The 8,525-nt window shown below is 43.1% G+C and carries 6 protein-coding genes; 1 reads left to right on the top strand and 5 read right to left on the bottom strand.

Annotated elements, in window-relative coordinates; all coding sequences use genetic code 11:
• Positions 1-232 precede the first annotated feature (232 nt).
• Positions 233-652 carry a hypothetical protein gene (locus BUB77_RS14120; RefSeq protein WP_139241188.1) on the top strand — a complete coding sequence of 140 codons (420 nt, stop codon included), beginning with the start codon at positions 233-235 and terminating at the stop codon, positions 650-652.
• Between the two features lie 215 nt (positions 653-867).
• On the opposite strand, the gene BUB77_RS14115 is transcribed toward BUB77_RS14120, so the two are convergent.
• The 5 genes from BUB77_RS14115 to BUB77_RS14095 form a co-directional block, all read right to left on the bottom strand.
• The gene (locus BUB77_RS14115) at positions 868-2,340 is read right to left on the bottom strand and encodes an Ig-like domain-containing protein (RefSeq protein WP_073276980.1); all 1,473 of its coding nucleotides are present in this window, start codon (positions 2,338-2,340) and stop codon (positions 868-870) included.
• A gap of 193 nt (positions 2,341-2,533) precedes the next feature.
• Positions 2,534-3,397 carry an NAD-dependent epimerase/dehydratase family protein gene (locus tag BUB77_RS14110; protein WP_073276978.1) on the bottom strand — a complete coding sequence of 288 codons (864 nt, stop codon included), beginning with the start codon at positions 3,395-3,397 and terminating at the stop codon, positions 2,534-2,536.
• A gap of 191 nt (positions 3,398-3,588) precedes the next feature.
• Positions 3,589-5,364, bottom strand: a complete 1,776-nt coding sequence (locus BUB77_RS14105; RefSeq protein ID WP_073276976.1) for an L-fucose isomerase — start codon at positions 5,362-5,364, stop codon at positions 3,589-3,591.
• A 103-nt stretch (positions 5,365-5,467) separates the two neighbouring features.
• Positions 5,468-6,373 (bottom strand): D-psicose 3-epimerase, encoded by a 906-nt coding sequence (locus BUB77_RS14100; protein ID WP_073276974.1) that lies wholly within the window; start codon positions 6,371-6,373, stop codon positions 5,468-5,470.
• Between the two features lie 19 nt (positions 6,374-6,392).
• A complete protein-coding gene (locus BUB77_RS14095) occupies positions 6,393-8,432 on the bottom strand; it encodes an alpha-amylase family protein (protein WP_073276972.1) in 2,040 nt (679 codons plus the stop codon).
• Positions 8,433-8,525 lie beyond the last annotated feature (93 nt).

Genomic DNA, 8,525 nt, shown 5'->3' with positions numbered 1-8,525 from the left:
GGAACCCCGAACGAGAAAATTACGAAAGGTAAGCCAAAATCATCGTCCGTTCCCAATCCCCCCCTGGATCGAGATAATTGAAGGACTGGTAAAAGATTCATGCCTATGTCGTGTATCCAGGCTGATTTTGATAGTAATCTGTCCAGAATTATACTATAATAAACAATAAATTACTAAGGTATATAAAGGAGGGGATAATATAAAAATATCAGGCAGACATATCAGAGTATTTATGATGATAATCATTATAATTGGAGCATTTACAGGCTGCAGCAGAGAAAGTACTTCCCGGGAAACCTTTGGCATTGAGGAATTTGAAAATGCCATGAAGGACAAGGGCTATAATTATGAAATAAAGGATGCAGAGCAGGATTTCCTCCAAGCCCAAAGGAAAAGAATGATTATTGATAAAACAGCAATTGATATTTACCTATTTAGAAGCAGCAAAAAGCTGGAAAAGGAAGCAGGCTATATCAGTGGTGACGGGTGCAGTTACACAAACGGCTCTAAGTCCCTTATGGTAAGCTGGGTTTCATTCCCCCACTTTTATAAAAAGGGAAGCCTTATTGTACAGTATGTCGGAGAGGATGAAAAAATCATTTCTGACTTAACGGATATATTTGGCGAACAATTTGCGGGTTATACACAATAAGTATCCAATAAAAAGATTTTATAACCAAATGAACTGGAAACAAAGTTGTTAACCGCTTTATTTTTCGGTTCTATCATGTTGGTTATGCAAGAAAGTACATTCCATTTCAGGCACAGAGTCTGTTTATCAGGCAGAAAAGACACCAGGAAATTCAAAATCTATTCCTGGTGTCTTTTTCTATCTCTAAATTAATATATGTACTTTCAATTATATTACTATTTTACAGAAACTTTTGCTGCCTTGCTGACATTGCCTGATTTATCTGTTGCAGTAACCGTAAGAGTTACCTTTGCTTTCTGGGGCTTGATTTTGACACTGAAAACACCTTTTGAATTGGTGACAGCCTTTCCAAGCACGGTCTTGCCTTTTTTAACAATTATTGTGGAGCCTTTTTCAGCTTTTCCGGATACGGCAGTTGAAGTTGTCAGCACTTTATTTACTTTCGGTGCGCTTGGTGCTGTAATATCATCTACTATAGCAGTTTGAGCTGTATATTTAATTAAATCAGCGTAACTGAAGGAGTTCGTGGAATTAAGCTCAGGGAAGGTAATATCCACATCCTTATTGATATTAGAAATGGTGCTGTTAAAATCAACACCGAACTGAATAATTCCCTTCTGTGTACTGGATCCTGCTTTTTTGCTGCTGTCACTGAGTGCGTCAAATTTGTTGCCGGCCTCTTCATAGGCTTTTAAATCAATAATGAAATCCATGTTGCCGCTTTCGCTGACTACATAACCATCACTGTTAATCCCAAAGTCGATATTGATACCTTTATCGCCGATCATTTTAACATCCTTCAGGATTTCCATTGATTTGTTCCAATTATCCAAAAATTCCGGCAGATTGGTCTTAAATTCCTCAAAGGATTTATTGATTTCCTGTTTTCCCTGCTCCTTCTCAGTGCCGGAAACGCCTGTCAGATCATTCACAGCCAGTAAATAGTCTTTTACAAAGCCTAAAGCCTTATCATTTTTTGAAAAGCTTACTACTGCAGCATTCAAGAGCTTTTTAAAGGAAGCATCATCAAGTTTCAAATTATAAACAGTTAATGTCTGTCCATCAACTATCTTACTATCCTTTTTTGTTACCATTGTAAATCCCGGGTCGAACTGTGTGGCATATTCCTTCAAAAACTCCATTACTTTTGGAGTAAAGTTATTGCTGAAATCAAGCAGGCTCTTTGTATCTATGCTGCCTGTAGAACTTTGATCCAGCAATTGCTGTTCATCCATGACCATATATGTTTTTCCCTGGAATTTCTCAGGGAAAGAGGTAGCAAGGACAGCCGGAACCTTTATAATCTCCTTTATTTTCGGAGTAGTACCGGAAGTATCGGTGTCAACCCACACTGAGCTTGACAGTCCCATTCCTCCAAGGTCAACGCTTATATCGGCCTGGCCTTTTGCGATTGTTTTGTCGGCATTGCCTTTTGACTTCTGGGTAATAACGATTTTTGAACCATTCAGCATTGGTGCTATTGAATCAAAACTCTGCTGGTCCTCTGCCGCCAGCCCCTTTGCACTAAAGCTTAAAGTCATGTCTGTCTTGCTTTCCATTGATGTTATGCTAGGTGATTTGGTGATTGCACTTAGAAGTGTCAGATCATCGGACGAGCATCCTACGAAAGAAACAGATACCAATGTCACTAACAAAAATAAAGAAATAATCTTTTTAACATTTTTCATTCAACGTACCTCCTATTATAAATGTATTTTAACTATAAAAAAAGCCAATGTCAAATAGTATTTTAGTATTATTTGTCAAAAAAGAAAATAAATTGCAAAAAAGAAGGAAAAGGGGATTGATAACGAGCTTCCCTTTTCCTTCTTTGAAAATTCTTTGATGAATAATAGAACAAATAAAATAAATTATTGTTTCTTATGGCAGCAAAATATAGTAATCCAGGATATCCCATATCCAATCTTCCGTCTTTGAAAAGGAAAAGCCCAGACCTTCGGCAAGCCTGACATCCACAGAAAATCTATCTGCCCCATTATAAGGTGCCTCTTCTCCCTCAGACAAAATAACAGCCTTTTTCCCGGTCTTTCCCTCTGTATATTCTATAATTTTTCCTACTGAAACAGCTCCTTTACTGCCCGCATTTACCACTCCCGTAAAATCCTTATCACCTAAAAACGCAAGAAATCTGCCGGCTTCCAGTGAATGGATAAAGCCCAGAGGTTCTTTGATGTTATCAATTTTCATGGGTATGCCGCGCTTTATATGATCCACATAAAAGAATAGTCTCTTTGTATAGTCATCCTTACCAATCACAAATGGAAAACGCACTGCAGCCGCACTCCTGCTGGCATAGTTTTGAAAAAGTGCTCTCTCCGCATGCTGCTTTATCATGTTATAGGCAGCGTCCTCCCTGTTACACCAGACAGTTTCTCCCTGCAGGGGATTGAATTCCGACTCTTCTATTTCCATATGAAGGTCATCGTACACGGATATGGTTGATACAAATATATAACGCTTACAGACAATATTATCCAGGGCATATTTGATGTCATTGGAGCAATAGGCAATATCATCATATACGATATCATAAGCCTTATCCTTAAAAGCAGTTTTCATGTCTTCTTCCTTGGTCCGGTCTGCCTTAATTCTTTTCACCCTGTCTCCAAAGGGGTCCGGGGTCAGTCCTCTTGTAGCTATTGTAACATCACACCCCTTTAATAACAGCTCTTCTACAAGATGAATCCCAAAAAATCTGGTTCCGCCTAATACCAATACTTTCATACAAATCCTCCTGCCTGAATTTTATTCCAATATCATTCACAGCTACCGGCTGTCCTTTGTAGTAATTTTACTTGAATCATTCTATAATATCTACAATTATTTTTAATTGACAGAGGAATTAGGATAAAAAAACTGTATTACAGCATTTTGTACGGGTAATTGGATTTTTTATAGTCTTATCTCATTAAACGTTAACGGTACAAAGGTCCATAGGTCCTGCAAGCCATAAAATCAGCAGGTTCCAAATCAAACGTACCAAAGGTGCTCCAGGCATGGGGCCGGAATATCCTCTTTTTCTCGATATTATGCATATTAACCGGTATTCTAAGCATGGATGCCAGGGTAATAAGCTCTGCTCCAATGTGCCCATAGGCACAAACCCCATGATTGGCTCCCCAGTTTGCCATTACGGAATACACATCCGTGAAGGCTCCTTCTCCCGTCAGTCTTGGTACGAACCAGGTGGTGGGCCAGGTAGGGTCCGTTCTCTTATCCAAAATCGAATGAACCTCTTCCGGCAGGACAATACTGTACCCTTCGGCTAACTGTAATACCGGGCCGATACCTGCTGCCATATTAAGGCGGAGAAAGGTGAGAGGCATGCAGGCATCCGTGGTGAAATGGGAGGAAAATCCACCGCCTCTGAACTGGCACAGTTCTGCCGGACACCAAGTTGCAGCCTTTAAGCAGGCGTCAATATCCTCCTCTGTCATCTCCCACCAGGGCTTCATAATTCCCTCTCCCTGCTCATTTTTAACCGCACCGCTGCCATCCAGGCAGGCTGCCCCGGAATTAATCAGATGGATAAACCCATCCTTTGCCCCTCCTTCCGGTTTCCAGCCGGATACACGTTCTATGGCACTTGGACTCCAATAGGTTCTGACATCGGCAAAAATACTGGCACAGCCTGTCAGTAAATTGGAAAAGAGCTGACAGATACCGTTCAGGTTATCATTTTCCGTAGCAAAGGCTATGGGCTGCTTTTTTCCGTTCCAGTCAAAGGTAGAATTTAAAATTGCCTCGGTGAAGTCACCGTTCGGCAGCCAGTCCGTCCACATACGCTGACCCTGAAAGCCTCCTGCAATAGCATTTCTGCCGTAGGCCTCTTCCTTCCAGCCCAGCCTGGAGAGCTTCTCATTTCCCTTTAAGATATCACGGATAATAATTGTCATCTTAACATTAAATTCCCAGTCTTTATCCTTTTCCTCAGGGGTATGCCCGCCATTTATCCTGTTAGGCTCCGGCTCCATACCCTCCGTACAGTTCTCTTTCACCCAGATTAAGGCCTTTTCATATTCCTCTTTGTCATAAATTTCTTTTTGTATTCTGCGCAAAACCTCTGTCATATCAATCCACTCGGTTCTCATTCCGAAATATTTTAGGTAAAGGTCGGGATTTAAAAAGGAGCCTGCAATTCCCATAGAGACCGAACCGATGCCAACATAAGCTTTTTCTCTCAGAGAGCCTGCCGTAATTGCACACTTTGCAAATAACAGCAGCTTCTCCCTCACATCCTCTGGGACGGTATCATCCTCCATATCCTGCACATCCTCTCCATAGATGGAAAAGGCCGGCAGTCCCATCTGATTATATGCTGCCATGACACAGGCCAGGTAGACCGCTCCCGGCCTTTCCGTCCCATTAAAGCCCCATACTGCCTTAAAGGTAAGAGGATTGATATCCATTGTTTCCATTCCGTAGCACCAGCTGGGCGTCACACTTAAGGTGGCGCAGACATTCTGTGATTCGAATTCCTTCCCACAGCGGGCCGCTTCTTCCCCGCAGCCAATGCTGCCGGAATAAATTACACATTTTACAGGTGTTCCGTCCCCATAGCAAAGACTGCCCTCAATGATTGCTTTTGCATTTTCCGCCATGGTCCTGGTCTTTTTCTCCAGCTTTTCTCTGATTCCCATTTGCCTGGCATCAATTACAGGCCTTATACCGATAGCCGGATACTGTTCCATTCCATATCCTCCTTTCATTCCTGCCAGTTGAATTCTCTAACCAGCTGAATCCTACTGCCAATTGAATCCCACTGTCTGCTGTAAAGGTAAGAGCATCCTGTTCTTATTCACCCTTCCTGCAGCAATCCTGATGTACCGTATTATCATGAAATACATAACGAAGGAATGCTGCCGAATTCCTGGCATCCTCATCCAGCTGTTCTTCTGTGGCCCCCTGGCTCAGGTCACGCCATACCTTTATATCTGAACCTACCTGGCCTCCGCTCCTTACAAAGGGCTCCATAACAACATTTTTGCTGTATCCGATAGTCCGCAGTGCAGCACCGATTTCATACCAGGGAAGCTTCCCCTTTCCCGGCAGCCTCCGGTTATTTTCTCCTGCATGGAAGTGCCCTAAAAGGTCTCCTGCCAGAAGGATGGCTTCGGTAATGCTGTCTTCCTCGATGTTCATATGGAAGGTATCCAGCATGATCTTTACGGAAGGAACGTCTACCTGGGTTACAAATTCCCTGGCCTCGGCACAGGTGTTTAACAGATACCCTTCAAAGCGGTTCAGTACCTCCAGGCAATACTCCACACCGCACTCCTTTGCAAGCCTTCCCACAGTGCGGACATTTTTTACACTTCTCTCCCAGTCTCCCTGCTTGTCAACAGGCTTTGAATAATCCACCGGCCAATAGGAATAAATCCCTCCGCCCAGGGTATGGATAGTAAGAAATTCCAGTTTCTTTAAAATATCCGTATAAAAGGTTATGGCATTTTTCACTATGCTCTCTTCCGAAGAGCCGAGATTCTCATATGCCGTAGGCCCATAACCTGCCGTCAGAATGATTCCCTGGTCCTCCGCTTCTTTTTTAAGGGCATATAATTCTTCCCTTTCCATTTTGGCAAGGGCCGCACAGGATACCTCAAGAATATCAAAGCCAAGCTTTTTAACTTTTCGTATATATTTTTTATAGTCTGCCGTCCATTCCTGTTCCCAATAAGCAAAATAAATACCGTATTTCATACCGATTCTCCTTTTATTTTTACTCCACTTCAAACAGCATAAACAGCTCCAGCTTATCAATCAGAATTCTAGTCCTATCCCCCAGTATCTCTGTTTTAAGCACCTTACCGCTTACCAGTTCTTTTGCGGTCTTTCCTGCTCCTTCCACCTCGACATAAATATCGTATACCGGTACAATAGGGGCTTCCTCCTGCTGGTTTAGCAGTGCAAAATAGTTTCTGCCTTCCTTGTTCCAGTTAATTACCTCCACATATTTCGGGGCATTGGATTCGAATACCAGCTTACCGCAAAGTGAACGGATAATATTATAAAATACCTGTCTGCTCCAGTAGGGCTTTGACAGCTCAATGGGAGCCGCCGACCATATAAGGGTGGAGGGCCCTGCCATCTTTCTGATAACTCCCGGCTGGTCCGTATAGATACCGGGGGGATTGGAATGTATAGCTGCAAATTCCTCCGTCCCGGTCATGGTATAGGGCAGTGTCTGGGTTGCCAGTACTGTGATTTCATTTTCATCCACGATCTCTAATTCATACTGTGCCATGGGAATCGTTAGAGGTACCTTCCTTGAGAACTTCTCAAAAATTTCTTCCCCCTCCTTCGTAGGACTTAGATAGGTAAACTGATGTCCTGTCTTTCCAAGCACCTTCACTCCCAGAAGCTTTTCCAGCCGGGGATTTCCGATGGGCCCGCTGACGTAGAGATTTCCTCCCCTCTTTACATAAGCTTCCAAGGCATCCATTTCCTCCTCTCGGATTGCGGCCACGTTGGACAGAATAATAACCTCCGCCCTTTCTCCTTCCAGGTTCCTGCTGCCGATTACCTCATAGGGTAAATTAGTGCTTCTCAGGATAGAACTTGCCGCCACCGGCGCATCCATATAGATTTTTCTGTCAAAGCTCTTATCGCAGGTGTCCACTCCGTTTTCATCAGGGTCATATTTGGCATGGCTTGCAAACCAGATGGCAGCGTTGTGGTTAAAAGCGCCGCTTACATAGCTTTCATACCTGCGGGTAATGGAATAAACCTCTTTCATCAGCCCATGGTAGACTTCCGGCACGATGGACCCGTCCGGGTTAATGGCATCCACCAATAAAAAGGCCCCGTTGTGCACCAGTGCAGTCATGACATGGAGCAACAGCTCTTCCTTTGTCTTCGTGGTGGTATGGAACACCAACTCCGGGTCGCACCGGGAAGTATGATAGATAAAGGGCAATGCCGGTGATACGTTCTTATAGTATTTATTGATAAAGGACTGCTGTAAAAAGCCTCCGTAATAATCTCCTCCCGCATAATCCACTGCTTCCATTAATAATTCACTGCTGGCATTAATCCAGGGAGATGTAATCATGGAAAACTGGTGCTCCACGGTAACCTCCGGATTGATTTCCTTAATGGCAGCGGTAGCAAATTTCGCATAATCTGCCATCCACTTTTCACGAAGGTAGACAAATTCGCGGAATTCTTTCCTGTCCCACCTTAGAGTTCTTGGAAGCTCTCTTCCGGTCTCCTCCAGGTATTTCTTTCTGCAGCTTGGACAATAGCAGATATCAGGCCAGAAGGTCATATCCAGAAACATCCCCTCGAACTGATAATTACGGTTCAGCTCCTGCAGATTTTCTTTCACATATTCCCGATAGCCCTCGTTATTAGGGCATACGATTCCATACCTTCCGGTCTTGAAATTTCCGCCGTTTCTGTATTCCCTGAAATTCTTTCCGTCAGGGCCCACCGTCCTCCACTCCGGATGGTTCTCATAGGCCCAGTTGTCAAAAACCTGTGTAAAATATACCTCAACTGCTATTCCTGCCTCATGGCACCTTTGAATCATTTCCCCCAGAAAATCCTTTCCATGGAGACCTTTATGCATCCGTCCGATGCTTGTTGGATAATAGCACAATCCCGTATGAGGCTTTGCTTTTACCATGGCTGCCTGCACTCCCGCATCCTTAAGAGCCTCTACGTATTCTTCGCAGTTGATTTTTGTCAGAAATTCTTCATTCCAATCATCAATATGCATATCCATTAAATTTCTTCTGTAATTGCCTTCAATCCACATGTAGTCCTCTTTCCAGGAAGCTGTATTCCTATTTCATTTTCATTTTTTGAATTTATTTTCATTTATTTTTGTATGAAAACAGTTTAAATCCAT

It is taken from the genome of Anaerocolumna jejuensis DSM 15929 (genome assembly GCF_900142215.1).
Classification (GTDB): domain Bacteria; phylum Bacillota; class Clostridia; order Lachnospirales; family Lachnospiraceae; genus Anaerocolumna; species Anaerocolumna jejuensis.
The sequence above is the reverse complement of the archived record's forward strand: the minus strand, read 5'-3'. Positions and strand labels throughout refer to the sequence as shown.

Coding starts and splice junctions, on each gene's coding strand:
- BUB77_RS14115 (WP_073276980.1), bottom strand. CDS start 2,340: ATGAAAAATGTTAAAAAGATTATTTCTTTATTTTTGTTAGTGACATTG.
- BUB77_RS14095 (WP_073276972.1), bottom strand. CDS start 8,432: ATGTGGATTGAAGGCAATTACAGAAGAAATTTAATGGATATGCATATT.
- BUB77_RS14110 (WP_073276978.1), bottom strand. CDS start 3,397: ATGAAAGTATTGGTATTAGGCGGAACCAGATTTTTTGGGATTCATCTT.
- BUB77_RS14100 (WP_073276974.1), bottom strand. CDS start 6,373: ATGAAATACGGTATTTATTTTGCTTATTGGGAACAGGAATGGACGGCA.
- BUB77_RS14120 (WP_139241188.1), top strand. CDS start 233: ATGATGATAATCATTATAATTGGAGCATTTACAGGCTGCAGCAGAGAA.
- BUB77_RS14105 (WP_073276976.1), bottom strand. CDS start 5,364: ATGGAACAGTATCCGGCTATCGGTATAAGGCCTGTAATTGATGCCAGG.